Source organism: Halomonas sp. M20, from assembly GCF_020622265.1.
In the GTDB taxonomy this organism is placed as follows: Bacteria; Pseudomonadota; Gammaproteobacteria; order Pseudomonadales; family Halomonadaceae; genus Modicisalibacter.
Genome location: NZ_JACNMQ010000005.1, coordinates 173,303 through 197,725 on the forward strand (window position 1 = coordinate 173,303; position 24,423 = coordinate 197,725).

The 24,423-nt window shown below is 57.7% G+C and carries 26 protein-coding genes and 1 tRNA gene; 12 read left to right on the plus strand and 15 right to left on the minus strand.

Features of this window, described 5'->3' with window-relative positions; all coding sequences use genetic code 11:
* Nucleotides 1-86: 86 nt before the first annotated feature.
* Both H7850_RS13940 and H7850_RS13945 read right to left on the minus strand, forming a co-directional pair.
* Nucleotides 87-872, minus strand: a complete 786-nt coding sequence (locus H7850_RS13940; RefSeq protein ID WP_227370195.1) for an AraC family transcriptional regulator — start codon at nucleotides 870-872, stop codon at nucleotides 87-89.
* Nucleotides 873-924: 52 nt separating this feature from the next.
* Nucleotides 925-1,350, minus strand: coding sequence for a hypothetical protein (locus H7850_RS13945; RefSeq protein WP_319799286.1), 426 nt, complete (start codon nucleotides 1,348-1,350; stop codon nucleotides 925-927).
* 146 nt (nucleotides 1,351-1,496) lie between these two features.
* Here H7850_RS13945 and H7850_RS13950 point away from each other — a divergent pair, with 146 nt between their 5' ends.
* The gene (locus H7850_RS13950) at nucleotides 1,497-1,703 is read left to right on the plus strand and encodes a hypothetical protein (protein ID WP_227370196.1); all 207 of its coding nucleotides are present in this window, start codon (nucleotides 1,497-1,499) and stop codon (nucleotides 1,701-1,703) included.
* Between the two features lie 43 nt (nucleotides 1,704-1,746).
* Here H7850_RS13950 and H7850_RS13955 read toward each other — a convergent pair.
* From H7850_RS13955 to H7850_RS13965, 3 genes are all read right to left on the minus strand, one after another.
* Nucleotides 1,747-1,822, minus strand: a tRNA-Gly gene (locus H7850_RS13955).
* Nucleotides 1,823-2,064: 242 nt separating this feature from the next.
* Nucleotides 2,065-2,475 carry a CBS domain-containing protein gene (locus H7850_RS13960; protein ID WP_227370197.1) on the minus strand — a complete coding sequence of 137 codons (411 nt, stop codon included), beginning with the start codon at nucleotides 2,473-2,475 and terminating at the stop codon, nucleotides 2,065-2,067.
* A 96-nt stretch (nucleotides 2,476-2,571) separates the two neighbouring features.
* Nucleotides 2,572-4,143, minus strand: coding sequence for a dihydrolipoyl dehydrogenase (locus H7850_RS13965; RefSeq protein ID WP_413614163.1), 1,572 nt, complete (start codon nucleotides 4,141-4,143; stop codon nucleotides 2,572-2,574).
* Nucleotides 4,144-4,327: 184 nt separating this feature from the next.
* Between H7850_RS13965 and H7850_RS13970 the strand changes: the two genes are divergently transcribed.
* Nucleotides 4,328-4,570: a hypothetical protein gene (locus H7850_RS13970; protein WP_227370198.1), complete on the plus strand. Its 243-nt coding sequence runs from the start codon at nucleotides 4,328-4,330 to the stop codon at nucleotides 4,568-4,570.
* Nucleotides 4,571-4,644: 74 nt separating this feature from the next.
* Nucleotides 4,645-4,803 carry a YqaE/Pmp3 family membrane protein gene (locus tag H7850_RS13975; RefSeq protein WP_227370199.1) on the plus strand — a complete coding sequence of 53 codons (159 nt, stop codon included), beginning with the start codon at nucleotides 4,645-4,647 and terminating at the stop codon, nucleotides 4,801-4,803.
* Nucleotides 4,804-4,916: 113 nt separating this feature from the next.
* Here H7850_RS13975 and H7850_RS13980 read toward each other — a convergent pair whose 3' ends face one another.
* From H7850_RS13980 to glcD, 4 genes are read right to left on the minus strand one after another with little or no spacing between them, the layout of a single operon-like run.
* Complete coding sequence (locus H7850_RS13980; RefSeq protein WP_227370200.1) at nucleotides 4,917-5,324, minus strand: GlcG/HbpS family heme-binding protein; 408 nt, start codon at nucleotides 5,322-5,324, stop codon at nucleotides 4,917-4,919.
* 36 nt (nucleotides 5,325-5,360) lie between these two features.
* A complete protein-coding gene (gene glcF, locus H7850_RS13985) occupies nucleotides 5,361-6,599 on the minus strand; it encodes a glycolate oxidase subunit GlcF (protein ID WP_227370201.1) in 1,239 nt (412 codons plus the stop codon).
* Nucleotides 6,600-6,601: 2 nt separating this feature from the next.
* Nucleotides 6,602-7,711: a glycolate oxidase subunit GlcE gene (gene glcE, locus H7850_RS13990; protein WP_227370202.1), complete on the minus strand. Its 1,110-nt coding sequence runs from the start codon at nucleotides 7,709-7,711 to the stop codon at nucleotides 6,602-6,604.
* A 55-nt stretch (nucleotides 7,712-7,766) separates the two neighbouring features.
* Nucleotides 7,767-9,266 carry a glycolate oxidase subunit GlcD gene (glcD, locus tag H7850_RS13995; protein WP_227370203.1) on the minus strand — a complete coding sequence of 500 codons (1,500 nt, stop codon included), beginning with the start codon at nucleotides 9,264-9,266 and terminating at the stop codon, nucleotides 7,767-7,769.
* 269 nt (nucleotides 9,267-9,535) lie between these two features.
* On the opposite strand from glcD, the gene H7850_RS14000 reads away from it, so the two are divergent.
* Nucleotides 9,536-10,525, plus strand: a complete 990-nt coding sequence (locus tag H7850_RS14000; RefSeq protein ID WP_227370204.1) for a bile acid:sodium symporter family protein — start codon at nucleotides 9,536-9,538, stop codon at nucleotides 10,523-10,525.
* Nucleotides 10,526-10,580: 55 nt separating this feature from the next.
* On the opposite strand, the gene H7850_RS14005 is transcribed toward H7850_RS14000, so the two are convergent.
* Complete coding sequence (locus tag H7850_RS14005; RefSeq protein WP_227370205.1) at nucleotides 10,581-12,278, minus strand: L-lactate permease; 1,698 nt, start codon at nucleotides 12,276-12,278, stop codon at nucleotides 10,581-10,583.
* 341 nt (nucleotides 12,279-12,619) lie between these two features.
* Here H7850_RS14005 and H7850_RS14010 point away from each other — a divergent pair, with 341 nt between their 5' ends.
* Nucleotides 12,620-13,333, plus strand: a complete 714-nt coding sequence (locus H7850_RS14010) for a glutathione S-transferase N-terminal domain-containing protein (protein ID WP_227370206.1) — start codon at nucleotides 12,620-12,622, stop codon at nucleotides 13,331-13,333.
* Here the strand turns inward: H7850_RS14010 and H7850_RS14015 are convergent.
* The 3 genes from H7850_RS14015 to H7850_RS14025 are packed head-to-tail and all read right to left on the minus strand — an operon-like array spanning nucleotide 13,304 to nucleotide 16,469.
* Nucleotides 13,304-15,364, minus strand: a complete 2,061-nt coding sequence (locus H7850_RS14015) for an FUSC family protein (protein ID WP_227370207.1) — start codon at nucleotides 15,362-15,364, stop codon at nucleotides 13,304-13,306. The genes H7850_RS14010 and H7850_RS14015 overlap by 30 nt on opposite strands.
* Before the next feature lie 10 nt (nucleotides 15,365-15,374).
* A complete protein-coding gene (locus tag H7850_RS14020; protein ID WP_227370208.1) occupies nucleotides 15,375-16,250 on the minus strand; it encodes an HlyD family secretion protein in 876 nt (291 codons plus the stop codon).
* A 9-nt stretch (nucleotides 16,251-16,259) separates the two neighbouring features.
* A complete protein-coding gene (locus H7850_RS14025; protein WP_227370209.1) occupies nucleotides 16,260-16,469 on the minus strand; it encodes a DUF1656 domain-containing protein in 210 nt (69 codons plus the stop codon).
* A gap of 256 nt (nucleotides 16,470-16,725) precedes the next feature.
* Between H7850_RS14025 and H7850_RS14030 the strand changes: the two genes are divergently transcribed.
* Both H7850_RS14030 and H7850_RS14035 read left to right on the plus strand, forming a co-directional pair.
* Nucleotides 16,726-17,127, plus strand: a complete 402-nt coding sequence (locus tag H7850_RS14030) for a phasin family protein (RefSeq protein WP_227370210.1) — start codon at nucleotides 16,726-16,728, stop codon at nucleotides 17,125-17,127.
* Nucleotides 17,128-17,296: 169 nt separating this feature from the next.
* A complete protein-coding gene (locus H7850_RS14035) occupies nucleotides 17,297-17,632 on the plus strand; it encodes a hypothetical protein (protein ID WP_227370211.1) in 336 nt (111 codons plus the stop codon).
* Nucleotides 17,633-17,649: 17 nt separating this feature from the next.
* Here H7850_RS14035 and H7850_RS14040 read toward each other — a convergent pair whose 3' ends face one another.
* Nucleotides 17,650-18,537: a DMT family transporter gene (locus H7850_RS14040; protein ID WP_227370212.1), complete on the minus strand. Its 888-nt coding sequence runs from the start codon at nucleotides 18,535-18,537 to the stop codon at nucleotides 17,650-17,652.
* Between the two features lie 173 nt (nucleotides 18,538-18,710).
* Here H7850_RS14040 and H7850_RS14045 point away from each other — a divergent pair, with 173 nt between their 5' ends.
* The 4 genes from H7850_RS14045 to H7850_RS14060 all read left to right on the plus strand — a co-directional run bounded on the left by H7850_RS14045 (nucleotide 18,711) and on the right by H7850_RS14060 (nucleotide 22,045).
* Nucleotides 18,711-19,100 carry a DUF192 domain-containing protein gene (locus H7850_RS14045; RefSeq protein ID WP_227370213.1) on the plus strand — a complete coding sequence of 130 codons (390 nt, stop codon included), beginning with the start codon at nucleotides 18,711-18,713 and terminating at the stop codon, nucleotides 19,098-19,100.
* Nucleotides 19,101-19,200: 100 nt separating this feature from the next.
* Entirely contained in the window at nucleotides 19,201-20,208 is a 1,008-nt protein-coding gene (locus tag H7850_RS14050; protein ID WP_227370214.1) for a DctP family TRAP transporter solute-binding subunit, read from the plus strand.
* Between the two features lie 72 nt (nucleotides 20,209-20,280).
* Nucleotides 20,281-20,760: a TRAP transporter small permease gene (locus H7850_RS14055; RefSeq protein WP_227370215.1), complete on the plus strand. Its 480-nt coding sequence runs from the start codon at nucleotides 20,281-20,283 to the stop codon at nucleotides 20,758-20,760.
* Nucleotides 20,750-22,045 (plus strand): TRAP transporter large permease, encoded by a 1,296-nt coding sequence (locus tag H7850_RS14060; protein WP_227370216.1) that lies wholly within the window; start codon nucleotides 20,750-20,752, stop codon nucleotides 22,043-22,045. The genes H7850_RS14055 and H7850_RS14060 overlap by 11 nt, the downstream gene beginning before the upstream one ends.
* A gap of 13 nt (nucleotides 22,046-22,058) precedes the next feature.
* On the opposite strand, the gene H7850_RS14065 is transcribed toward H7850_RS14060, so the two are convergent.
* Complete coding sequence (locus H7850_RS14065) at nucleotides 22,059-22,973, minus strand: histone deacetylase (protein ID WP_227370217.1); 915 nt, start codon at nucleotides 22,971-22,973, stop codon at nucleotides 22,059-22,061.
* A 449-nt stretch (nucleotides 22,974-23,422) separates the two neighbouring features.
* Between H7850_RS14065 and H7850_RS14070 the strand changes: the two genes are divergently transcribed.
* A complete protein-coding gene (locus H7850_RS14070; RefSeq protein ID WP_227370218.1) occupies nucleotides 23,423-24,397 on the plus strand; it encodes a TAXI family TRAP transporter solute-binding subunit in 975 nt (324 codons plus the stop codon).
* The last annotated feature ends 26 nt before the right edge of the window (nucleotides 24,398-24,423 follow it).

Below are 24,423 nucleotides of genomic sequence, written 5' to 3' on the forward strand. Positions count from 1 at the left end.
GTCTTGCCAATTCCCCGGTTACATTTGCATAAATCGAGGAAAAAATATGGCAATGGAGAAAAACTTATACGTTGGTCTAACAATTGCTAAACGTGAGCCACTGCGCCTGCGTGTCGAATAGGGGTCGCCTGGCGCAGTTGATTCGGTGTCTTGTCAAAAGCGCGGCGAACCGAATGGGATAGCGCGCTTTGACTGGAAAAGCCGGTGCGGGCGGCTACCTCGCTCAACGGCAGCCGAGAGAAGGTCAGGAGCTCACGCGCGGTCGCTAAGCGCTGGCGCAGTACGTACTGATAGGGTGAAAGGCCTGTCTGCCGGCGAAAGCAGTCACTGAAGTGTGCCTGGCTCAAGCAGACAAGACTCGCCAGGTCGGCAACGCTCAGACGCTGCGCCAGGTGCGACTGGATGTAGCGGTCGATGACGGCAAGGTCGAGCCGCGCTGCTTTGATGAAAGCCGAGGAAGTGGCAAGACGTGCATGCAGACAGCCCAAGAAGGTGGTCGCCAGCAGCTCGCTTGGTGCGCTGTGGGGTTGCTCCATCTCCATCGTCAGAAAGCGCAGATAGGCCTGCAGTGATTCGTCTAGCGTGAAAAAGCGTGGTGCGTCGAACAGCTGTACCAGGGCGCGATGATCGCCGGAGAGAGTCGGAACATCCGTGGAAAGATCAAAAATCAGTTGGCGGTTGGTACCGAGGCCAGTGTAGTAGTGAGTGTGGTTGGCGGGCACGATGCACCCGGACAGGGGGGCAATTCGTCCTTTCAAGCCTTCGATCTCGAATCTGGCATGACCTTCAAGACCAATCACGATCTGATGGTAGCTGTGGGCGTGATGCTTGATGGCGTTATCGAGGGGGATCAAGCGAATGGCATTGGTCATGGATAGCCTCGTAACGTCGAATAGGCGGAATGGGAAATGACTGTCTGCGTGATTAAAACGACTGCTTGCCCTGCTCCTGAAGCACACGCGAGGCCAGTTCATCACGCAGAATGGTCAACTCCCCGCGACCGCTGCGAGATAACAGACACCCCCCTTGCGCGGCCTGCCAGGGGCGACCATGATCATCCATGATGTCTTGTGCGCTGCGTCGGACGGATTCCAGAGATTCGTCATGACGAATGGGATAGCCCACCAATGCATGCCACTCGGCCTCCGATGCCTGATGATTCAACACCCGGTCGAAGAGCCCGAGCAAATGTTCTGGCTCGGTGCGGTAGCGCGGCGTACTCATGCCCATGAGCAAGGCCATGCTGGCACCGATCACCAGCAGACACACTGCAAAGGCAACAAGATAAACGAGCATGGCGGTCAACCCGGCCTGTTCGAATCGTACGGCGATGCGGCTCTCGAGTGGCAAACCGAGGCCGAAGGGGGATGGCTCATGGGAACTTGCATTGCATTATCCTTGTCGCTATATCATTGTCGGAAACGATTTATTGTTGCCTCACTCAAACACCCTGCAAGACAGGAGTCGAGCGCAATTCACTGCAACGAGGAGCACCAATGCTTGACGACGCGATCGAAATTCGTGAATTGAAGGATTCAGATGATGATGCGGCGGTACGCTATGAAGTATATGACAGCGATACCGGCACTTCGTTGGGAGTATACGATAATTATGAGGATGCCCAGTACGAAGTGGAAAGCATGAAAAGTTCCAATCGTGCTGACTGGGACGACGCCAAAGAGGCCGATCCGGGTACAGATTAGACACTAGACAGCTTTACCAGATATCACATGACCAATAGTCGCATGGAGCGGGCAAAGGGATTCGAACCCTCGACCCTCAGCTTGGGAAGCTGATGCTCTACCAACTGAGCTATACCCGCCTTGAGACGCATGATAGTGAATCAGCAAGTATTCCTGCAAGGGTCGCGAAATCCATGAAATCGACACGGCCGCGGAAAACTTTAATCTCCTGAGGAGAATTTTCCACATCTCGCGGTCATAAAGAGCAGCGCAACATTCCTGCAATATTGGATATTGCGTCTTACTTACTGTAATCGATCCTTTTCCGCCGCGTCATCGACGCGGCGGTCTTTTTTGTGCGTGGTACATCACCTAGGTCTGCTTACAGGCCACCGCGCATCGAAGCAATGGCGTTCAGGATATCCCGGCGCGTGACGATTCCCAGCAAACGATGTTCATCCACTACCGGATAGATCTTGGGTTTGTTGCCGAGCATCTCCTGAGCCAAGTCGACGATGCTCTTGTCCGGCGAAACCGTGAGCACTTCCTCGCGCATCAACTCTCTTACCAGGGCAGGCTGGCCACCGTGGTAGGCGCTGTCGAGCAGCTTGCCTAGAATATCTTGTCCGGAAATGAAGCCGATCAGGCGATCGTGATCGTCCACGACGGGAGCGCCGGGCAAGCGATGAAGCGTAAGGCCGCTGACCAGAGTGGCCACGGAAGTCGAACCGGATACCCGAAAGCAGTCCCGGGACATGATCTCGCCGACAGTGGTGGGGGCTCTCTTGCTCATGAAGCATTCCTTCTGTCAGTAGTGTGTACGCCATACGTCGCGAATACATCGGGTTCATGATGAGGCGCCTCGCTGCTCGCTAGCGCGTCGAAGGTATCAATCTCCCGGGCCATGCTCCATGCAGCGCTCAGCGATCGCCGAACCCAGCTGCAGATTGGCGTTCAGGTCGCGCAGTGCCGTCCGTAGCCCCTCTTCGATGACCGGATGATAAAAAGGCATTTCGAGCATCTGGGCCACGGTCATGCGTTGCTGCAATGCCCAGGACATCAGATGGGCAAGATGCTCCACTCTGGGACCGAAGGCCTCCGCACCAAGAAACCGTCCGCAAGCATGTTCGCCATAGACGCGCAGCAGCCCACTGTTGACTCGCATCGTGCGAGCGCGCCCTTGATCCTCGAAACAGACTTCGCCGGATGCCCATGCCTTGTCGTCGTAATGCGCTTTCAATCCAGCATAGCCCAATCCTACGATAGCGATTTGTGGATCGCAGAAGACGATGGAAAGCGGCGCTCGCCGAGATCCCTTCCGGGTCTCGGGAAACCGGCCGGCGTTGTTACCGGCGATATGACCTTCATCCGAGGCCTCATGCAGCACCGGCAACTCATTGTTGGTGTCGCCGGCGATGAAGATATGGCTCTGGCTGCCGTCCGTATTCCGGCATTGCAGGCGATGTTCGTCGAACAGAGGCACGCCATGATCGTTGAGCGTCAAACCGGCGTTCTCGAGCCCCAGATGCTCGATATTGGGGCTACGCCCCGTTGCTGCCAGTAAATAATCGAAGTGTTCGGTAAGTCGTTCACGGCTGTTGCGTTCAATGAAGGTGATGGCAACGCTGTCGCCGTGAAGTTCGATAGTCTCGGTGGTGGCATCCGGATCAAGGTAGAACTCCTGGTTGAAGGCGTCGTCTGCATAGTCGCGCACCCGCTCGTCGCTCACTGGCCCCAAGCCGCCACCGATGCCGAATACACGCACTCGCACTCCAAGGCGGTGCAGCGCTTGAGCCAGTTCGAGTCCAATGACGCCCGGACCAAAGACCGCGACCGACTCGGGCAAGGTTTCCCATTCGAAAACGTCATCGTTGATGACCAGGCGATCGCCGGCGGCTTGAAAAGCATCGGGATATGTCGCACTGGAGCCGGTGGCGATCACGATGCGCTTGGCGGTAACACGCGTATGATCATCGACTTTCAGGATATGAGGCGACTCGAAGCAGACCCGCCCGGTCAGCTTGTTGTCATGCTCGATGTTCTCGACAGAACGCAATACGCCATCGACGAAGCGGTCTCGCTCCTGGCGTACCCGCTCAAGCACCTTGCGGCCATCGATGCGAAGCTCGCCTTCGGGATGGACGCCAAAAGGCGCGGCATTGCGTACATCCTGGGCGGTATTGGCAGCCGCGATCAAAAGTTTCGAAGGCATGCAGCCGACCCGGGCGCAGGTGGTGCCATGAGGGCCCTGTTCGATGAGAAGTACCGAATCGGTATGCTTTCTGGCAGCGCTATAGGCGCCCAAGCCCGCTGTTCCGGCGCCAATGACGGCAATGTCGACATCGCGTTCCTGCATGACCATGTTCTCCCATCCATTTACCCGTTCTGGAGTCGAATCGTCCTCTTCGAGCGACGTGAAGCGCCTATGGCTGCGCTCTTCATACCGCGTAATCAATGCCATGTGATTTCATGTCATAGCATGCTTTCCGTGGCCATACGCTGAACCTTCACGGTACACGATTATCCAAACGCTAATAGTTATAGACGAATCTTGCCAGTCGCAATATCGCCATGCATCTCTGGGGCGTCAGAAACGCGCTTGCCACGCTTCAGGTCATGGTAATTTTTTATCTCAGGAGTCCAGTATGAATGCACGGGATTACATGGCCAAAAAAGGGATTGACCTAGACAAGGAGGATGCCAAACCTCAAACCCTCGAAGAGCTGGCCTGGGCGCGAGCGCGGGAGGCTGGTAGCCACCCGCCCCGTAGCGGAACGCCCTTTGATTGGGAAGATTGGGAGCGCTATCATGATCAGTTGGCAGAGGGCTCGGGGCAGCTCACGCAAAAGATCCATTCGCGCGCGTCCCGGCAGGAGAATGACGACTAGAAAACACTCACGTATGATGGATGCGGTCAGTCGCCAATTTCATTGGCAAACAATCGACAACAAGGAGGTTTTACATGGATATCGTTCGCATCATTCTCGCCATTCTGCTGCCCCCGGTAGGCGTGTTTCTACAGGTAGGCCTGGGGTTGCACTTCTGGATCAATATCCTGCTGACGATTCTTGGCTATATTCCCGGGATCATTCACGCCATCTGGATCATTGCCCGGCGCTGAGTGCAGGTGATGTTCCATTGGTACGATGCCGATGGAATGTGTGAAGCAAGAATGACAACGGAAGGCCTTTCGGGGCCTTCCGTTTTTCATTTCTCAGGTGACATTGCGTTGACTCAACTGCTGATCGCCTGAATACCTGCCTTGGCCACTTGGGCATCCTGGTCGGGTTTGACACCGGAAACACCCGCAGCCCCCGCGACCTGGCCGTTCACCAGCACCGGGACGCCGCCGGTCAGCATGCCCTGCATTACCGGCGCCGTTACAAACGCGGTGCGGCCGTTATTGATCATCTCTTCGATGATGTGAGTTTCTCGCCGTGACAGCGCGGCGGTTCGTGCTTTCTCGCTGGCAACATAGGCGGACACCGGCGGACAGCCATCGAGACGACGCAAACCCAACAGATGGCCGCCATCGTCTACCACGGCGACCGTGATTGCCCAACCATTGGTTTCGGCTTCCCGCTGAGCGGCATCGAGGATGGCGTTGGTATCCTGGAGAGTCAGTACTGGTTTTTGTTGCATGTTGTTATTCCTTTTATTGAAGACTCGTGAAAAGACTCAAGTCGATACCAGCGCCTCGTCGACGATCTCGATCCAGTGCCGAACCCGGGTTCGACCGGCGCCGTCCAAGTGAGTCTGACAGCCGATGTTGGCGGTCACGATCGTTTCAGGGTTGGCGGCTTCCAGGGCGTCGAGCTTGTTGTCCCGTAGCTGTTTTGCCAGTTCCGGCTGGGTGACCGAGTAGGTGCCTGCAGAGCCACAGCAAAGATGAGCGTCTCGCACGGGCGTCAGGCTGAAACCGAGGCGGGTGAGTACGCTTTCCGTCACGCCACCCAGGCGCTGCGCATGCTGCAGGGTACAAGGGCAGTGAAAGGCCAGCTTGCGTGATCCATCGATCTTCAGTGCCTCGAGATTCTCATCGCGCAGAATCTCGACCAGATCCTTGGTCAGGCCACTGATGCGTCTGGCCTTCTCCGTGTAGTCCGGGTCGTCTGCGAGCATCTCGCCATACTCTTTGATGAACGCGCCGCAGCCGCTGGCAGTTTGTACGATGGCTTCACAGCCGGCTTCCACATGGGGCCACCAGGCATCGATGTTGTGGCGCATGCGTTGCCGCCCGGCCTGATGGGCGCTGAGGTGATAATCAATGGCGCCACAGCAGCCGGCGTCTGGTGCGGGAGTCAGCCCGATACCCAGCTTGTCGAGCACTCGGGCTGTTGCGGCATTGGTATTGGGAGAGAGCCCCGGCTGAACGCAGCCCTCGAGAATGAGCATTTGCCGGGCATGCTGCTTTCCTTCTGGCCGCTTGCCGGGGTCCGCGGGTTTGGCCGGCATCTTGTCCTTGAAAACACCAGGCACCAAGGGGCGAAAGACCTGCCCTAGCTTGAGTAGCGAAGCAAACCGTCTGGGATCGACCAAGGCGTGGCGCAAGCCATAGCGCAAGGCGCGCTCCTTGGGCGTGCGTCCCACGCGACGGTCGACCTCTGCATGGCCAATATCGAACAACTTGTGATACTCGACCCCGGAGGGGCAGGTGGTTTCGCAGTTGCGACAGAGCAGGCAGCGATCCAGATGAAGCTGGGTTTCCTTGGTTATCTGGTCGTCATCCTCGGGGCTTTCCAGCAGCTCTTTCATCAGATAGATGCGCCCGCGGGGGCCGTCACGTTCGTCCCCAAGCAGTTGATAGGTGGGGCAGGTGGCATTGCAGAAGCCACAATGCACACAGGTGCGCAGCACGCGATCCGCTTCGCGGATATGCGATTTCTGCAGCTCTGCTTCAGTGAAGTTGGTCTGCATGCTTAAAACTCCGGGTAAAGCCGGCCGGGATTGAAAATACCGTTGGGATCGAGCTGAGTCTTGAGCCGTCGATGGTAGTGGGCAACGATCTCAGCGAGCGGCGTAAATGGCTCAGTGCGGCCGAAGGTGAAACAGGTGGCATGACCGCCGGCCTGAGTTAAGGTCTCGCGCAACGTATTGGCCTCGACGTCACTGCGCAGCCAGCGCTGGGCGCCGGCCCAGTCATAGAGTACGTCACCCGCAAGCGCCAGCGGCGGGGTGTTATTGGGCAGCGATAGACGCCACAGCGGACGCGGATCGGTGTCGTCGAAGAAAGCCAGACGCTGTTCGCGCAGATTTTCCCAGAAGCGGCTGTCGAGATCGTCTCCACCCAGTCGCTCTCGCGTCGCGGCCACGGAACTCCTGCCGCCTTCCAGACGCAGATGCAGCGCATTCTCATGATAGGCCGCGGCGGTGATCGGCAGCGGTTGGCGGCCCCACTGTGTAAAACGCTCCAACGCATCATCCAGGGGTAATTCGAGACGCAGGCTGTGAAGCGCGCTGGGCTTGGGCAATACCTTGAGCGAGACCTCGGTGATGACGCCAAGGGTGCCCTGGGCACCGACCATCAGCCGCGATAGATCGTAGCCGGCGACATTCTTCATCACCTCACCGCCGAAGCGTAGATGCTTGCCTTCATGGGTAATGAGTCGGGTGCCCAGCACGAAATCGCGTACGGCACCTGCCCAGGGGCGACGCGGACCGGACAAGCCAGTAGCGATCATGCCACCGACGGTGGCGGCAGGACCGAAGTGAGGCGGTTCGCACCCGAGCTGTTGATGCTCCGCATCCAGCGCCGCCTCGAGCTCCGCCAGCGGCGTACCGGCGCGCACTGAAACCACCAGTTCCACCGGGTCATAATGGGTAATGCCGCGATGCTCGGTAAGCGATAATGCGTCGCCCTCGACCCGGCAACCATAAAATTCCTTGGTGCCGCCGCCTTCTATTCTTAGTGGTGTCTTGTCGATATTGGCTTGACTGACACGCTCGCAGAGCGCCTCGGCGCTATTCTGGCCCGTCGCCTGCTGAGGTTCCGCATGTGCGTGACATTGATCTTGCTCATGCTGTTGCATTGCTTAGTTCCTTGGCAATTTCTGTGAAAAGGCAGCGAGCGCAGCCACTTTTCACCTAGAAGCGGGGCAACTCGGGATGCGGCAACTCCCCATTATGCACATGCATGGCGCCGAATTCGGCACAGCGGTGCAGCGTCGGAATGTTCTTGCCTGGATTGAGCAAGCCCGCACTGTCGAAGGCTGCCTTTACCGCATGAAAGGTGGTGATCTCGTCGGGCTGGAACTGGGTGCACATCTGGTTGATCTTCTCGCGCCCCACGCCATGTTCACCGGTGATGCTGCCGCCCACCTCGACACACAGATCGAGAATCTTGCCGCCGATGGTCTCGGCCTTTTCCAGCTCTCCGGGTTCGTTGGCATCAAACAGGATCAGCGGATGGGTGTTGCCGTCGCCGGCATGAAAGACATTGGCGACCCGCAGGCCGTACTCTTCCGACAAAGCGGCGATCCCCTTGAGCACCTTGGGCAGTTCCCGGCGGGGGATGGTGCCGTCCATACAGTAGTAGTCCGGCGACATGCGCCCGACCGCCGGGAATGCGTTCTTGCGTCCGGCCCAGAACAGGGCACGTTCGGCTTCGTCCCGGGCCTGTTGAATATCGCTAGCGCCGGCCTCTTCGAGTACCTTTCGCACTGTGGCGCAGTCGTCGTCGACGTCCGCTTCCACGCCGTCAAGCTCGCACAGCAGTATCGCCTCGGCCTCTACCGGATAGCCTGCTTTGACGAAGTCTTCCGCAGCCTGAATCGCCAACTTGTCCATCATCTCAAGGCCCCCGGGGATGATGCCCGCGGCAATGATGTCGCCGACGGCCTTGCCGGCTTTTTCGACGTCGTCGAAGCTGGCCATCAATACCTTGGCGCTCTCGGGCTTGGGCAGCAGCTTCACGCTGATCTCGGTAATCACGCCGAGCATGCCTTCGGAGCCGTTGAACAGGGCGAGCAGGTCGAAGCCGGGGGCATCGAAGGCTTCCGAGCCCAGGGTCATGCGTTCGCCTTCGATGGTGACGACCTCGACTCTGAGCACGTTGTGCACCGTCAAGCCGTATTTCAAACAGTGTACGCCGCCGGCGTTCTCGGCTACGTTGCCGCCGATCGAACAAGCAATTTGGGAAGAAGGGTCCGGGGCGTAGTAAAGCCCGTAAGGGGCTGCCGCTTCGGAAATAGCCAGGTTGCGAACCCCGGGCTGGACGCGGGCGATGCGCGCGTTCGGATCAACGTCGAGAATGCGTGAAAACCGTGACATGACCAGCAACACGCCTTTTTCCAGTGGCAAAGCGCCTCCGGAAAGACCGGTACCGGCGCCCCGAGTGACCACCGGCACGCCCAGCTCGAAACAGGTGCGCATCAGTGTCTCGATCTGCTCGAGGGTGTGGGGCATGGCGACCAGCATCGGCAGTACGCGATAGGCGGAGAGACCATCGCATTCGAAAGGGCGCAGATCTTCTTCCCGATGCAGCAAGGTCATGTCGGGCAAGGCGTGTTGCAAGTGTTGGAGTGCGTTCGCCTTGTCCGAGGCGGGCAACACACCATCTATCCGTTCGTCGTAGAGAATGTTCATGATCGCCTCGGTTTCTTGTCGCAAGGTGTCCTTCAATCTGAGCGTTACTGAAGGCACTGTCCAGTACCTAGGGCATTGACCGGCCCAGCCATTGGTCTAATTTGTGGAAATGCCTTCCAAAAGCATGAAGCGAACGGACATCCGATGCGTCAATTCCCGGGCCTGGAAAAACGTTTGAATGGATGCCTAGGCAAGGGAAAGTAAGCGGCAGCGTCTCACGCCTAGTATGATGTCTGCCGCTATCCTGATCCGTGACGTGAAGGTTTCCTGTGACGCTACTCAAACGGTTGAACATCGACAGCTACGTATTGATGCTGCTCGCCACGGTGTTCCTCGCTTCGCTGCTGCCGGTGCGCGGCGAGGCCGCCGAGGCATTCTCCCTGGCGACCAAACTGGCCATTGCGCTGTTGTTCTTCTTGCACGGCGCCAAGCTGTCGCCGCGCACGGTGCTCAAGGGGATGATCCACTGGCGCCTGCATTTGGTGGTATTCGCCAGCACCTTTGTGCTGTTTCCGATACTAGGGCTACTCCTTGGTCTGTTGGCGCCCACCTTGCTACCGCCAGCCCTGGCCATGGGCATTCTGTTTCTGTGCGTGCTACCTTCGACGATACAGTCATCCATTGCCTTTACCTCCATTGCCGGGGGCAATGTGCCAGCGGCGATCTGCTCGGCCTCTGCATCGAACATTCTCGGCATGTTCATTACCCCGTTGCTCGTAGGGCTGTTGATGAGTGCCCAGGCCGGGGGCGTCTCTTTCGATGCCTTGGGCGCCATCCTGCTGCAGCTGTTGGCGCCGTTTCTACTCGGCCAGGTGGTACAGCGCTGGTTGGGGACATGGATGGTGCGGCATAAACGAATGGTCGGACTGGTGGATCGCAGCGCGATCCTGATGGTGGTGTACATGGCGTTTAGCGAGGCGATAGTCGCTGGACTTTGGGAGCAGCTATCGCTTCAGGCATTGGCTGTCATGGTGGTCGTCGACTGCGTGTTGCTGGCAGCCGTATTGATCATTACGACCCAGGCAAGCCGCCGGTTGGGATTTTCGCAAGAAGACGAAATCACCATCGTCTTCTGCGGCTCCAAGAAAAGCCTGAGCAGCGGGATACCCATGGGCCATGTGCTGTTTTCCGCCCAGCAGGTGGGGAGTATCATTCTGCCGCTGATGCTGTTTCATCAGATACAGCTATTCGTATGTGCCATATTGGCCCGTCGTTACGCGCGTATGCGAAACGGCGCTGTCGAGCCATTCTCTTCCTGAAGAAAAAGCCACGCCAGCTGCGCACCGGCGTGACTTTGCATCGCAAGGCTAGCCATCAGCCATTCAACAAACTATCGGCAACCCCTATGCCGTAGAAGGCGATCAGTCCGATGATGCCGGTAAAGAGCACATAGTAGATGGTGGGCAGGATGGTCTTGCGCAACGTCGTGCCCTCACGACCAAGCAGGCCGACCGTGGCCGAGGCGGCTACCACGTTGTGAATGGCGATCATGTTGCCTGCGGCGGCGCCGACGGCTTGTAGAGCGACCATCATGGCGGTGGAGAGCCCCAGCTGTTCGGCAACGTTGAACTGGAAGTCCGCCAGCATCAGATTGGACACGGTGTTGGAACCGGCAATGAAAGCACCAAGTGCCCCCACGGCGGGCGCGAAGAGCGGGTAGATACCGCCGACGCCATCCGCGACTGCCTGGGCCATGGCCACGGGCATGGAGACCAGATCCGCCTGATTGATCCCGGAGTTGATCAAGATACGCACCATCGGAATGGTGAAGATCAGCACGAAACCGGCGCCCAGGATGGTCTTGGTGGATTCATTCAAGGCCGCGCCAAGCTGGCCGCCGCGCATGCGGTGCAGAAGGGCGGTGATCAGTACCACGATCACCAGAATGCCGCCGGGGAGGTAAAGCGGTTGGATGCTGCCGGAGATACCGGCCTCGCCCAGGATGTCGTTCCAGCTCAAGGCCAGGGATTTCAATGCGTTCGTGATCGGATCGACGGTGCGAGAAATCACCAGCAGTACCGCCAGCAGCACATAGGGCACCCAGCCCATGAAGGTAGAGATTGGCGTGCGCCCCGCAATCTGGTCGACCTTGATTTCCAACTTGCCGATCCATTCATCCGGCCAGGAGGTGGATTCCGGAAAATCCCAGGTCGTCTTGGGCAGCAGGAAACCCTTGCGCGCTGCCGGCACGACGATGGCCAGGCCCACCATGGCACCGATCATGGAAGGAAACTCCGGTCCCAGCAGCACCCCGGCCAGGGCGTAGGGCACCACGAAGCTGACACCGGCGAAAAGAGCGAAAGGCGCAATGTCCAAACCCTCCTTCCAAGAACGATTGGCACCGAAGAAGCGCACCATGATGATCACCATGATCAATGGCATGAATACGCCGACGATAGCGTGAGTGATCGCCACCTCGGAGGTGATCAGACGGAAGTAGCTCTCCCAGCTGGCGCCATTGGCGACGAGCTGCTCGGTGATGCCGGCTTTATCGACGCCGCCGGTAACCCCGACCACGATGGGCGTGCCTACCGCGCCGAAGGAGACCGGCGTGGATTGGATCATCATACCCACCACCACGGCGGCAAGTGCCGGAAAGCCGAGTGCCACCATCAGCGGGGCGGCGACCGCCGCCGGGGTGCCGAATCCCGAGGCCCCCTCGATGAAACAGCCGAACAGCCAGGCGACGATCAAGGCTTGCACGCGACGATCCGGGCTGACACCCGAAAAGCCATTGCGAATGGCGGCGATGCCGCCGGAATGCTTGAGCGTATTGAGCAGCAAGATGGCGCCGAAGATGATCCACAGGATCGCCACGGTCAGCATCAGTCCTTGAAAGGTCGATGCCAGTACCCGAGTAAAGGTCATGTCCCAGGCCAATAGCGCAATCAGGGCCGTGACCAGAAAGACGATGGGCATGGCGATTTTTGCCGCCATGCGAAATCCGATCAGCAAAATGCCCGCCAACAGCAGGGGAGTGAAAGCCAGCAGGGCCAGCAGCGTTTGATTCATGGGGTTAGCCTCGCTTGTTTTTGTTCATGCGTTGCGTCGGATAGCGTCGTTATCGACTGTCGCATTAGGGGATACACCGCTGAACAATAAACGCCAGTTTTGTTTTTTACCATTGTGCGGACATTTACAAGAGCGCTAAGGCCCAGTCGTCTTATTTTTTTATCTGGTTGATTCGTAAAGCATAAATTCTATTGTCGGCATCCACACCTCAGGAGTGGCCAGAGTGTCATGGGGGAATCATTAGACCAATAGACAAGTCAGGAAGTGTTCGTAATGGGGGATTGGCGCTCATGCTGGCAGAGTGTTAGCGTCGACCGATTAGCCACCTTAGAGGACATTGCATGACCCGTTTACTTTACGATCTGTGCGGTATCGATGATGAATTGCGTTTTTCCCCTTACTGCTGGCGTGTGAAATACGCGCTGGCTCACAAGGGGCTGGCCTACGAGACGAGGCCTTGGCATTTCACGGAAAAAGAGGCGCTCGAGTTCTCCGAGCAGGGCAAGGTGCCGGTGCTGGTCGATGGTGAAACGACGGTTGTCGATAGCTACGCTATCTTTCGCCATCTCGATCGCAGCTATCCGGACAAGCCGTTGCTGGGCGCTGAATCGGATGAAGGAAAAGCCGAAGCCCGGGCGCGGTTTTTCAAGTTCTACAGCGAGCGCTCCCTGGCCCCAGGCATCCTGCGTATCGTCGTGATGGATCTGTTCAATGCGGTACACCCGAATGATCGCGACTACTTTCGTCAAAGTCGAGAGAAGGCGTTAGGTTGTACGCTGGAAGAGATGCATGACCCCAGTACAGGATTGAACATGCTGGATCAGGCGCTTGGGCCGCTGCGTGGCCGCCTGGAAGAAGCCGATTTCCTGGATGGCGAGGCACCGGCCGGCGCGGATTATCTAGTCTTCGGTCATTTCATGTGGGCACGCAACGTCTCGAGGGTCGAGCTTGTCTCTAGCACTGATCCGGTGCATGGCTGGGTTGAACGGATGCTTGATCTGCACGATGGGTTGGGACGCAAGGCCTTACGCCGCGTCGATATTCAAGAGACCTGACTCAACAGGCCTGGCCGGGGCCTTGGCCATCTGACTTGCTTGGCGTTCGAAGGAGTGCGCCATGCGCTCGATGAGGCCCTCGACCAGCAAGCGCTGCTTGGAAGAGATCGCAGTGCTGTCCGCCACGCGCTCACGCAACGTGTGGGCGGCATCGATGAAGTTCCGGGGAACCTGGCCGACCGAGCTTTGCGCATAGCCATCGGCGAAGAGCTCGAGCAAATGGCGATAAGCCGTTTGTACCTTGGTGTCGTCGACATCGTCCAGGCGCCGGCGCAAGCGCAGGCAGGCGCGTCCCATGTCGAGTCCGGAAAGGCCTAGGGCGAGCAAGTGGCGCTGATCCTCAGGCAGCATCTCGTCGTGGCGTGCCAATTTCAGCAGGCGATCCGCCATGCGGTCGCTGAACCAGATATCCGTCTGCTGCGGAGGCCGCCGCGCCACCCGATCCAGATCCTGGGTCGTGGAGCTGGTCAAACGGCGTCGGATGAGCTTCTCGCTGAAGGCAGGAATGAGGCGAAAACCCATGACCATGGCGCAGACGCCAATCACCACCGCGAGCCCACGATTGAGAAAGTTATCGATAGCGAAGTTCATGTCGTTGCCGGGCATGGTCAGCAGGATGTTGGCAACGGTAAAGGGCAGGCTATAGCCGATGGTGGCCGGATGACCTGCGCCAAGGAGGCCAATAAACAAGGGTACTCCCATCAACATGGCCAGCATGGGAAAGCCATTGGCTTGGGATAGCAGCACATGGCCGAACAGAAAGGCGCTGGGTATCGCTACCAGCATCCCCTTGAGCAGCACCGTGCCAACCTTGGCGGGGTTAGGGTAGCTTGCAAAAATACCCGAAAAAAGCGTTGCCAGAAGTAGCGCGGTAGTGCCACTGGTCCAGGCGGTCATGAGCCAGAATACTGCCACGAAGCTGAATACCACCCCGGCACGCAGTCCATTGAGGCCGGCGACCAGATGATCCCGATGCCAGGAAAGCGAAGGGCTGCGCAAGCGGTGAGCCTCGGGATGGTCGATGGTGGCCCGGGCCTCGAGCATGATGGACGCATGCCCCAGGATCTCCCGCAGCCCGAGCAGTACTCGTAGCGACAGCGTGGAAAGCGCTTCGGTTTCGAGTTCGTAGGTAACATGGCGCTGCTGCTGCAGGCGTTCACGCGCAGCCGCCGGGTCGTCTATGGCCTTTGCCTCTAGAAAGATCACCGAGGTTTCCTGAGCCAGATGTCGGACATCATCGTTCAGCCGAGAGCGCGGATCGAGCAACAACTGATCGAGGGCTTCCGTAGTGGCCAGCAGACGCATGGTACGCCGGGTCAGCAGATGAGCACCCCGGATCCGCCCCGGGCCTGAAGGGTCTTCATAGCGTGCGGCCTGGCTATCCGTTTCCAGGGTCATCAATGCTTCGAGGCTTGCGGTCAACGTTGCCAGCATCTCACGGCTGCTATGGCCCTCGAGACGTCGCGCGGAGTAAGTAAAGGCATGTTTTAAAGTTTCGTCCGCCTGCCTGGCCAGGTGATGGCGTACGTGAGTTGGCCACAGTAGGGCGCTGATGAGAGTGGCACACAGCGCGCCGAGCCCTATTTCCAAAATGCGTGCCACGGCGACATCGAATACGCTGGACGCGCCGCTATGGGAAATGACCACCACCAGCATTGCCGTAACCGCCCCCATGACGAAGCCGTAGGCAAAGTTGTTGCGTGTGAGCGAGGCGCTGTAGATGCACGTCATGACCCAGAAGGTCAGCATCATCAGCGCTGGCACCCGGGCCTGGGTGAATAGGGACATGATCAGAATGCCGACCAGAGCGCCGATGATGGTGCCCCCCAGTTGGCATAGGCCTTTTTCGATCACCATGCCGCTCATGGGACGTATCTGTAGAAAGGCAGCGGAGATCATCGCCCAGTGAGGACGCTCCAGATCCATCCACAGTGCGATGTAAAGCGCCAGGAACATGGCGATCACACCCTTGAGGGCGAATTTTACCGCCGTGGAGGAGGGCGTCAGAAAGGCTTGCAGAAAGGGTGACATGAAGGACGCTCTATTCCTGCGGGGAATCGGGGTCGCCGATAATGCGAATCGAGGCACTCATGCCGGCGCTCAGCAGCACATCCTCGGGAACATCGTCGAGAGTGATGCGTACCGGGATACGCTGAGCCAAGCGCACCCAGTTGAAGGTCGGTTTGACCTGGGGCAACAGCTGCGCATCGAGTTGCTGATTGTCATCGGCAATACCGCGCGCGATCCCCGAAACATGACCTTTCAGTCGGGTATCGCCGCTCATCAGCAGCACATGGGCGGTATCGCCCAGATGGATTCGCGTCAACTTGGTCTCTTCGAAATACCCGATGACATAGAAGGAATCGGCCTTGACCAGCGCCATGACCGGCTCGCCCCGCGAGACATAATCGCCTTGTGCGAGCTGCAGGTTGAGGATGTAGCCCGTGGCTGGCGCTTCCACGGTGGTACGTTCCAGATCCAGACGCGCAGCCTGAAGTTGCGCCTGGGCCTTTGCCAGTTCCGCCTGTGCCAGGCGCGTATTGATACGCGATACCTCGCGATCCTCCTTGCTGATCGCCTGACTGCTCAGGCGATTACGGCGATTCTCTTCATGACGCTTCAACTCGAGCTGCGCCTTGCGGTTGGCGACCTCTGCTTCGGCCTCGTTCACCTCTGCTTCGTAGCGCGCCGTATTCAGCGTGAGCAGTACCTCGCCTTTCTCGACCTGCTGTGCGTCCTTGACGGCGAGCTCTTCGATCCAGCCACTGACATCCGGGGAAATGGTAACCACATCCGCGGCCACACGACCATCCCGCGTCCAGGGGGTATAGAGGTAGTAATGCCATAGCCAGGCGCCTGCCGCGATAGCAAGCAGAACCACCGCCAGGGTAATCAAAAGGCGTATTGAAGTGCGCATGAAGCAAGGTCACCAGGTCAAAGAAAACAGAAAGGCGATTACAGCCGTGACGATTACGAACAGGGCCAGATCGAACCAGGCCTCGAACCAGAGAATCCGGGGCCCCAGCCAGCGGTGCAGGAAAGTGCGCAGCACGGCGGCAAAGAAGACACCGAGAAGTGCATACAGAAGCAAGGGGCTGAAATAGATACCTCCCAGCGCTATTTCTCTCAATCCCATAGTGTGTCTCTGGAGCGGTAGTGTGTCAGGGCGCGTTGGCCAGCGCCGTCTCGCTCATTGAACCGACGCTGCACTTACTTGGACTAGGCGAGCCATTCTACGCCATTCTGATCGATAGCGAGAGAACGATAATCATGAAGAAGGGAGCGTTTAGTAAAAAGCTCGAACTCGTTGTTGCACTGCAGCAATGTCTTTGTTATTGTGCATAGCAGCAAAGGGCGAGGCCCTTACATACGTCACTCAATGGAGGTGCCACATGGCCAACACGAATACTGATCGCATGAACAAGCAAGCCAACCAAATGAACCAGCAGTTTCAGTCTCTGTTCTTTGGTCCGATGCGTTCCTATGCATCATTGACCGTAGAATACGCCGAGCGCGTTCTCAATACTCAATATGAGTTTGCCAAGGCCTATTCCAACGCCAGCTTCAGCCAGGCGCGTTCAATGCTCAACATCAAGAACTCCGACGATCTGCGTTCTTTCGTCGACAGCCAGCAGAAGGTCGCTCAGGAAATGGGCGAGCGTCTAAAGGACGATACCCAGAAAGTTGTTGCGATGAACCAGGAATTCGCTGAGAAGAGCCAGCAGCTGGTTCAGGAAAACGTGAAGTCTGTCAATGAGACTGCACAGCAGAACGTTCAGAAAGCGACCAAGTAAGATGTCGTGATTCCGTGTTCGACACGGGATATTAGCGGGCCGCCGGTGATGAACCGGCGGCCCGTTTTCGTTGTCTACCCATGCCTTGCCAGAGACAGCACGATTAGCGCTGGACTAAAACCGGCAAGTGACACTACAGAATAGATATCCTGAAACCGGGAGTTGTCGTATGTCCGAATCCAATGGAGTCGATACAGGATCGTTGCCGAAAGACAAGAAGGAGAGAAAAGAGCAAGCGGATGAAGCGCGTAAAATAGTCGATCGGGATACATCGATGCGAGACGATGAATCGGCCAAGAGCGATCCTGCCATTCACGGCTCAGGATTGCCGCCGATGTCGAGTGGCAGTGCCGACGGTGTCAGCAATGGTCCTGCGACACCCGATTACAACACCAACGTAGCCAAGGATGCGCCGACGGCGCCTAATGTCACGAATAAGAATTCTCAGAAAGAGAATATCGACAAGAAATCTGATGTTGAAGATTCATCGCGACGCCAAGGCTGAAAAGAATCTAGGCTTCGTCAGAGCCCATCGGGCGACCGTTTTAAAGAACGGGCTCGACGAAGCCTGCCAAAGCGGATGTTGATGATCGCCAGACCCAGGATCACCATGATCCCGCCCGCCAGCTTGTTGATGCCCAAGGGGTCGCCCAGTAGCCACATTCCCAGCAGTACCGCGAATACCGGCATCAGCAGCGTCAAGGGCACGACGCGGCTGACCGGATGTTTCTGCAGCAGGCGATACCATAGCGTATAAGCGACGATCGAGGACATGATGGCGGTGTAAAGCACCGCACCCCAGCCAGCCCAGCCGGCGCGCGACAAGGCGGCGAGTTGATCGTTCTCGAATATCCATGATCCCAATGCCACCTGTGGAATTGCGAACAGCGCGATCCAGCCGGCCAAGGTGAAGGGAGCTATAGGCGGGGCGACCTTGATGAGCATATTGGATACCGCCCAGAAGAAGGCGCTGGCGAGTAACAGCGCCGTAGGTAATGGCGCTGGCAGTGATGGGCCGCCTGCCAGTACTATGATCCCTGCAAATGACAATACCAGCCCCAGCCAGCGGCGCAGGTCAAGGCGCTCCTTGAGAAAGGCGGCGGCCAGTAGCGTGGCGAAGGGGGTGCCCATTTGCACCAGCAGGGCACCGGTGCCGGCTTCTGCCTGCCCCATTCCGATAAAGAGCAGTGGGAAGTGCAGGCCGCCGAAGGTCACCGACAGCAATAGCAGCCACGGCAATTGGTTTCGATCGATACGCGCGAAAGGTACGACCAGCACTGCCACCAGCATGAAACGCAACGTCATCAACAATAGGGGTGGCATATCCGCCACGCCCACCTTGATGACGATAATATTGAGTGCCCAGATGGCAATGACCACCAGGCCGAGCAGCAGGTCGCGAAGGGGCACGAAGCGTCCTTGATTGAAGAGTAGGGCGGGCGCCAGTATAGGGGCCTCGAGAAGAGTTTTCGAATAAACATCGCTTGGCAAGGTGGCATGGGAAGATGAACAGGCAATCGAATTTTTTTATCTGCGTGGTGATAGTGCTCTTCACAATGTGCCTTGTGAGCCCGGCCTGGTCTTTGGAACGGGATAGCATCGTCATTGAAGGCAAGAATGAAACGTACCGTCTTGTGGCCGAAATCGCCCGCACACCTCAGGAGCGTTCTTTTGGCTTGATGGAGCGGGATCGTCTGGCAGAAGAGGCCGGCATGCTGTTCGTCTATACCCAGCGCCAGCCAGCCAGCAGCGGTTTCTGGATGTATCGTACTCGCATCCCGTTGGATATTGCCTTTCTCGGGAATGATGGCGAGATTCGCGCCATTCGATCCATGCCGCCCTGCGAAAGCGAGCAAGTGGCAAGATGCCCTTCCTATCCTGCAGGGGTGCCGTTTCATGCGGCGCTGGAAGTCAATGCGGGCTATTTCGACGCTCGAGGCATCAAGGTTGGTGATCGTTTGACGCTTCCCTGATAATACGCTTCCACTTCTAAGCGTGCTTTTTCTACAATGCAGGCTCCATCGATAATAAGACATCCGGGCCGAACACCGGCCTAATGCAAGGAAACCGCCCATGTTGACACGCCGCTTGCTATCTCTTTCCGCCACTGCTCTGGGTGCCGGGCTTCTGTGCTTTTCTTTGAGTGCCCAGGCGCGGGAATATTCCGTCTCTACCGTACTCTCTGCGGACTTCCCCTGGGGGCAGGCCGCGGAAAAATGGGCGGAACTGGTCGAGGAGCGTTCCGATGGCGATATCACGCTACGCGTCTATCCCAATTCCCAGCTGGTCAATGGCGATCAGACCCGGGAGTTCTCGGCGATGCGCCAGGGGCTGATCGACATGGCAGTGGGTTCGACCATCAATTGGTCGCCTCAGGTGCCGGAGCTCAACCTGTTCTCGCTGCCGTTTCTGATGCCGGATACTGGTTCGGTGGATGCGATCACCGGCGGCGAGGCTGGTGAAATGGTCTTCAATACCATCGAATCCCGTGGCGTAATGCCCTTGGCCTGGGGCGAGAACGGCTTTCGCGAACTCTCCAATTCAAAACAGCCGATTGTGTCGCCGGAAGATCTCGACGGTTTGAAGATCCGTGTGGTTGGCTCGCCGTTGTTCCAGGACACCTTCACTGCGCTAGGGGCCAATCCAACGCAGATGAGCTGGGCGGATGCCAAGCCGGCCCTGACTACCGGCGCCGTGGATGGCCAGGAAAACCCGCTGTCGGTATTCGATGTGGCGCGAATCGATCAGGTGGGGCAGAAATATCTGACTCTATGGCACTACATGAACGATCCGCTGATCTTTGCCGTCAATCAGCGAATCTGGCAGCAATTCCCCGAAGAAGATCGCGAACTTCTGCGCCAGGCAGCCATTGATGCCGGGCAGTGGGAGATCGAGATGTCCCGCGAGCAAAAAAACGAGCGCCTGGCGGCGATCAAGGAGCGCGGGGTCGAGGTCAGCGAACTCACTGAGGATCAGCGTCAAGCCTTCATCGAGGCCACTCAAAGCGTGTATGAGGAGTGGACGCCACAGATCGGTGAAGAGTTGGTCGCGACAGCGCGCGAAGCGGTGGAAAAGCGCTGAAACACTGCCTGCCATTTCAATGGTAACTGGCCGGCCTCGAGACGAGGCCGGTCTTGTGTCAAAGGATCAGTCATGAAATCCCAACCGGATGCTCGACTCGAGCGAATCCTGGCGACTCTGGCGCTGGTGATAATTGCCATGATCAGCCTAGGCAATGTGGTGGTGCGCTATGTGACCAATGTGTCTTTCGCCTTCACCGAGGAAATCTCGGTGTTTCTGCTGGTGGTGCTGACTTTTGCCGGGGCGGCGGTGGCCCTGCGGCGCAATCGTCATGTGCGCATCAGCTTGCTGGAGCGCGCCTTGCCTGAAGCGCCACGCCGAGCGCTGATCGTTTTCCAGGGGCTGGCAGGGGCCACGGTACTGGGCCTGATCCTGTGGTTCGGCGCCAAACTGACCCTAGAAGAGTACCAGTGGCAGACTCAATCGCCGGGGCTTGGCGTATCGCAGTGGTGGTATCTGATCTGGTTGCCAGTGTTGGCAGCGTTGATGTTGTTGCGCCAGGCACAACAGACCCTGGATCGCCTGCGTGGAACGCTTGATGATGAGCCCTGATCTTTGGATGGTCCTGAGTTTCCTGGGGCTTCTGATCGCCGGCGTGCCGGTGGCGCTCTCCTTAGGATTGGCAGGCGCGATAGGGATCGTCACCGGCTTATCGCCGATGATGCTCGCCACCCTTGGCACCAATACCTACAATAGCATCGCCAAGTATCCGCTGATCGCAATTCCACTGTTCATCCTCACCGGACTGATCTTTGAGCGGGCTGGGGTGGCAGCACGGCTGGTGCGTTTCGCCCAGGCGCTGATTGGCCCGCGCCACGGGGGCTTGGCCCTGGTAGCGGTATTGGTATGCATGATCATGGGGGGCATGAGCGGCTCCGGGCCCGCGGATGCCGCTGCCGTTGCCATGGTGATGCTGCCCAGCATGACACGCGCGGGCTATCCCAAACCATTTTCCGCCACGTTGATTGCAGCGTCGGCTTCCACGGCAATCCTCATACCGCCTTCCGTGGCGCTTATCCTTTACTCTATCGTTGTGCCGGGGGTCGATCTGCGTGCCTTGTTCGCCGCGGGTCTGTTTCCGGGCATTCTAGCTGGCGTGTCGTTGTTGGTGCCGGTTTTCTACCTGTCACGCCGCCATGGCTGGGAAACCCCTACAGAGGTAGAGCGTCCGCCTCTAGGGCAAAGTTTTCGCCAGGCATTGCCGGCGCTGTTCGCGCCGGTGATCATTCTAGGCGGCCTGCGTAGTGGCCTGTTCACACCGACGGAAGCGGCAGTGGTGGCGGTGGCCTACGGGGTGCTAGTGGGGTTGTTCATCACCCGGGAACTCGACTGGCGCGAGCTGTGGCAACTGTTTGGTGAGGCGGCAACGATCTCTGGTGTGGTGATGCTGATCATCGCCCTGGCGGGCATTTTTGCCTGGGCAGGTACCATGCTGGGCACCTTCCGGCATATGGCGGAGTGGTTGATTGCGCTGTCGGATAACGGCGCGGTACTGCTGATATTGATCATGCTGGCAGTACTGCTGGCGGGCATGCTGCTGGATGCCATCTCCATCTATTTGATCCTGATGCCGATCCTGGTGCCGGTCATGCAGCACTTCGAGTGGAATCCGGTCTGGTTCGGCATTCTATTGGCGATGAATATCGCCATCGGCCAGTTTACACCGCCGGTGGCGGTCAATCTGATGGTGACCACCGAGGTGGCGAAGATCCGTCTCGAGCAGACCCTGGGCTGGGCGCTAGTCTTCGTCGTGGCCATGGGCGGGGCGCTGCTGATGGTGGCGCTGTTTCCGGAGATTGCTCTGTGGTTGCCACGGGTACTGGGCTATTCCGTTTAACCGGCGCAACTAGTTAGCGCTGTGCGAGCCAATACTGATGGGCGGCACGATGCAGCTGCGCATGGCGATTTGCCAGGGCGACAAGATCGCGATCGTAGCCGCCGCCAATGACGGCGGCAATCGGAATGTCCGCCTTGCGACACAGACGAATCACATAGGCGTCCCGACGCGCCAACCCTCCATCACTTAGTGACAGATGGCCGAGCCGGTCATCCGCGTGCACATCGACGCCGGCATCGAAGATCACAAGATCCGGCATTACACGCTCTAGCAGCTTGGGGAGATGGGCGGCAAGAGTGGCGAGATAGTCATCGTCACCGGTGCCCCGAGGCAAGGGAATATCGAGATCGCTTTGCTGCTTGCGGGCAGGAAAGTTATCGGCACCGTGCATGGAAAAGGTGAAGACCCGTTTATCGTCGCGAAAGATCAGTGCAGTGCCATCGCCTTGATGCACGTCCAGGTCGACGATGAGAATGCGCCTTGCCCAGCGCTTGGCCAGCGCGTAAGCCGCTGCCACGGCGAGATCGTTGAGTAGGCAATAGCCACTGGCGGCATCCGCATGGGCGTGATGTGTTCCGCCGGCGGTATTGCAGGCTAGGCCATATTCCAGCGCGGCTTCGATTGTAAGCAAGGTGCCACCAACTTCCAGTCGCGTGCGTTCCACCAGTTCCTCTGACCAGCGAAAGCCGCTGCGTCGCTGGTCGGCGTGGTCGAGCTTGCCGTTTAGAAAAGTCTGCAGATAATCACGGGTATGTACGCGACGCAGATCGCTTTCTGAGACCGTATCGGGAATCAGCCAGCGTGCTTCTTGTCCGGCGATTTCCTTGTCCAGCTGTTTTTTCAGCTCGCGAAACTTGGCCATGGGGAAAGGGTGGCTGGCCGGTAGGTCGATGGTATAGCCGGGATGATGGATCAAGGGTAGCGACATGGGTTTCGATCGATCGACTTTGCCGTTCTAATCACCTAATTCGAAAGTGTTAATTAGGGCTGAAACAATGGCCCAATGCAAGTTTAACGTACCTTAAACGCTAATCCTGAGCTAACCTTTTGAAGGATTTTGCTCCTAAGAGGGTTGACGTGCATAACACAAGTTTAGCAATGTCTTTTGCACCGCGTCGGTAGAGCCGGTATGTTTACAAAGCGATACTCGATGCTGAATGAATGATCGACTCGCATGAGAATCAGGGTACGCAAGTCCGGTTATGGTCGGCATCAATAGTGAAAACATGTTCGTCGTGCAGGCATACACGCTTCTTGGCAATTGTTTTCAAGGCAATAAGATATGGCACTATTGACGAAGGCGGATACGTATCGGCCATTGCGGACAACGCTTCACCACAATGTTTTACAATAATGCAAATTTATGAGGTATCTTGCATGAAACGTCATTTCTTCTCTGCAGCATTGACTTCAGGTGCGCTACTCAGTGCAGCCATGTTCTCTGCGCCAGCGATGGCCCAAGAGCAGAAGTTTATTACCATCGGCACCGGTGGACAAACCGGGGTCTACTATGTGGTGGGCCAATCGGTCTGCCGTATGGTAAATCGCGTCAAGGAAGCCAACATCAAATGTAATGCTCCATCCACCGGCGGGTCGGTTGCCAACGTCAACGGCCTGAAGTCCGGTGAGTTGGACATGGGAGTCGTGCAGTCGGATGTGGCCTATCGCGCCTACAACGGTGAAGACAACTTCGATCAGCCCTTCGAAGAGTTGCGTTCGGTCTTTGCCATGCACGGTGAGCCGCTGACGATTCTGGCCCGGGCGGATGCGGGTATCGAGTCGTTTGACGATCTCAAGGGCAAGCGAGTCAACGTTGGCAACCCAGGCTCCGGACAGCGCGCTACAATGGAAGTGCTGATGGATGCCAAGGGCTGGTCCATGGACGATTACTCATTGGCCTCTGAGCTGACTGCTGCTGAAATGGCCTCCGCACTGGCGGACAACAATATCGACGCCATGGCCTATGTGGTAGGTCATCCCAATGGTTCTATTCAGGAAGCCACCACCACGGTGGAGTCCAATCTCGTGCCGATCACCGGAGAGGAAGTCGACAAACTTGTCGAGGAGTATCCGTACTACACCAAGTCGACCATTTCTGGCGGCTTGTACAAGGGTAACGATGAGGATACCGAAACCTTCGGTGTGGCGGCGACTCTTCTGACGGATGCCAACACGAATGCGGATGTGGTCTATACCACCGTCAAGGCCGTTTTCGACAATTTCGATCGCTTCAAGCGTCTGCATCCCGCTTTCTCTACCCTTGAACCTGAGCAGATGGTCAGCGAAGGGTTGACAGCACCGCTTCATGAAGGCGCCGAGCGTTATTACAAGGAGCGTGGCTGGATCGAGTGATAGTGATGATGACATCGACCATGGCA